Origin of the sequence: Lutibacter oricola, assembly GCF_900106565.1 — a bacterium.
In the GTDB taxonomy this organism is placed as follows: Bacteria; Bacteroidota; Bacteroidia; order Flavobacteriales; family Flavobacteriaceae; genus Lutibacter; species Lutibacter oricola.
Genome location: NZ_FNNJ01000046.1, coordinates 1 through 1,940, shown reverse-complemented (window position 1 = coordinate 1,940; position 1,940 = coordinate 1). Strand labels below are relative to the sequence as shown.

Below are 1,940 nucleotides of genomic sequence, written 5' to 3'. Positions count from 1 at the left end.
GCCTACTTACGAAAATCCTATCGGATTTTCTTGGTCAGTAATTATTTACTAAATTTATAGCTTAAACAACTCAACAAAACATACCAAAAACCGTTATATAAAATGGCGGATTTCTGATCTGAATTATAAAGTATGAATAATCGAAGATTTTAATTTTCACTCAAATTAATGTAAATAATATCTTAAACAATAAATTATTAGAATAATGAAAATAATTAAATATCTCTGTTATCTTTTTATATTAATATTAGTGGTTAATTGCAAAACTAAAACAGAAAAAAATGAATCTATTATTTATGTTTATGACTCTATAAAAAGCGGTAATTATTTTGAGAAAGGATTTAAACACTATGATAACTATACTTTTTCAGAAAATTTAAAAGTGCTTGATTCTTCAATATATTATCTAAAAAAATCTATTGCATATAATCGTGAAAATATAGGTAGCTATCAATTATTAATTACTGTTTTAAATTTAAAAAATGATTTTGAAGGCATAGAAAAAGTGATAAATGACGCTTTGAAATATACTAATCAAACTGCATATTATACAGCTGCAAAAGGATCTATTAAGAATAAACTTAATCAAAATGATTCCGCACAATTTTATTTTAGTTTAGCACTTAAAAAATATTATAACAAAGAACAAAATTTAGGAATCAAAAATCAAATTATTACCATTTTATATGAAATGGGAAACAAAGAAGAGTCTTTAAAAGTAATAGATGAATGTCTCAAGGAATATCCTAGTGATAGTTTAATCTTGAATATGTATAAAAAGATGATAATTAATGACCAAATTGAAAGATAGTAAACTCTAATAATGATAAATTAAAGCTAAACAGAAAAATTTATGCTTTGTTTAATCATAAGGCGGATTGATTTTCAGAATGATAAAATAATTAGAATAAAAACCACTTTATATAACAACTGGTATATTTTATAGCTATGTTTTAGCTCACTTACGAAAATCCTCTCGGATTTTCTTGGTTGGTAAATATTTACTAAATTAGTTGCTTAAACACGCCACAAAACATACCAAAAACCGTTGGTTGCAATATCGATAATAAAATTCCTATGAACAAAACCTATCTTATAGTTGGATTGATAACAGTTATAATACTACTATTATTTATATTTAGTATAAAACCTGTTAAATTCGAACTGAATAATACCGAAAGAAATCAAGATTCTTCTATTCCAAAACATATCGTTGAAAATGACAAATTTATTTTAATTAAAAAAATACAATTTGAACATTTAGAACAAGCAATTCAACAATTCTGCAATAATTACAATAAAGATAAATTTTTAGCACTTCCGAGGCTTTACAAATTTGAAAATGAATATGTAATTACATTTCCTTACGACGTTAGCTTTGAATATTATTGTTATTTTATAAACTACTTAGAGTACCCTCACGAACTCACTCATCGTCCTGATTATAAACCTGAAATAAAAGCTTGGAGCACTACGAAAATAAATGATAAGTGGATGAAACCTGAAATTGTTGATAAAAAAGTTATGATTTTCATACCTGAATGGGACGAAGAAAATGATAATGTTTACTTAACAACTGAAAATAATAAATGTTTTTTGATGGGGTTTGCAATAGGAGAAAGTGGAATAAAATTGAAAAAAACAATATTTGATTATGAGTCTAACCCAATCTTGATTAAAGACTTAAAGAACAAGGAATTTATTGATTATGAATAAAAACTGCAACCAACACTTGGTATATTTTATTGCTTGGTTCTAGCACACTTACGAAAATCCTAAAGGGATTTTCTTGGTCAGTAATTATTTACTAAATTTATTGCTTAAACACTCAACAAAACATACCAAAAACCGTTGTAAGTAATTCGATGAAAAATAAATGAAAATTCCTCTTCCGTCAAAATATGATTTAATAATTGCTTTAATCATCTTCGTTATCTTGA

Annotated in this window: 2 protein-coding genes; both read left to right on the top strand. The window is 25.2% G+C overall.

Annotated features, from left to right (window positions below):
- Positions 1-205: 205 nt before the first annotated feature.
- Positions 206-811, top strand: coding sequence for a tetratricopeptide repeat protein (locus tag BLU40_RS17395; protein WP_090126806.1), 606 nt, complete (start codon positions 206-208; stop codon positions 809-811).
- Between the two features lie 266 nt (positions 812-1,077).
- Complete coding sequence (locus BLU40_RS17390) at positions 1,078-1,716, top strand: hypothetical protein (RefSeq protein ID WP_090126803.1); 639 nt, start codon at positions 1,078-1,080, stop codon at positions 1,714-1,716.
- The last annotated feature ends 224 nt before the right edge of the window (positions 1,717-1,940 follow it).

Excerpts from the sequence above, each read along its gene's own strand:
- BLU40_RS17395 (WP_090126806.1), top strand. The coding sequence starts at position 206 with ATGAAAATAATTAAATATCTCTGTTATCTTTTTATATTAATATTAGTG.
- BLU40_RS17390 (WP_090126803.1), top strand. The coding sequence starts at position 1,078 with ATGAACAAAACCTATCTTATAGTTGGATTGATAACAGTTATAATACTA.